This is a genomic window from Streptomyces viridosporus (assembly GCF_002078235.1).
GTDB lineage: Bacteria > Actinomycetota > Actinomycetes > Streptomycetales > Streptomycetaceae > Streptomyces > Streptomyces viridosporus.
This window is the reverse complement of the sequence record NZ_MSGP01000970.1, coordinates 1-600: the sequence shown is the minus strand read 5'-3', so window position 1 is coordinate 600 and position 600 is coordinate 1. Positions and strand designations below refer to the sequence as shown.

The 600-nt window shown below is 65.3% G+C and carries 1 protein-coding gene; it reads left to right on the top strand.

Translation table 11 applies throughout. The features are described from left to right. The coding region (locus B7L92_RS40895; protein ID WP_081241702.1) for a hypothetical protein at window positions 1-508 on the top strand (508 nt) is incomplete at its 5' end. Between the last annotated feature and the right edge of the window lie 92 nt (window positions 509-600).

The window sequence follows — 600 nt, the reverse complement described above, 5'->3', positions numbered from 1 at the left end:
CTCCAACTCCCGCGACGACGACAACACCGCATCCACAACAAAGACCAGCGACCCCGTCGACGAAACGGTCACAGCCGACGAGGAACCCGAACCGACCCCCGAGGACACCGAGCCGAAAGTCATGGGACTGACGGACGGCGTCTCGTACCAGGACGGCGTCGAAGTGCAGCTGTCGGACTACAAGCGCGGCGTTTCCTCCGACACGGCCGCGCCATCGGGCACGCCCTACGTCGCCTTCACCGTCGAGATCAACAACAAGTCGCAGTCCATCGTGGACATCGGGACCGGCTACGTCATGTGCTACTACGGCGACGAGAGCCGCACATCGGAACAGATCTTCGACTCAGAGCGCGGACTCGAAGGGGTGCCCTCAATGCGCCTCCAGCCGGGCCGCACAGCGAAAGCGACCGTCGCCTGCGAGATGCCGAAGAATCAGCAGTACTTGCAGGTGGAGATGGCGCCGTCCATGGAAGCCCAGGCGGCGATCTTCGCGGGCAACATCAAGTAGCCCCGCCCGTAACGGGCCCCGCCGAACGCCAGCCGGGCCCGCCAGGGGGAACAGACGGGCGGAAATCGGCGATCATCGTGACAGGCGCGGGG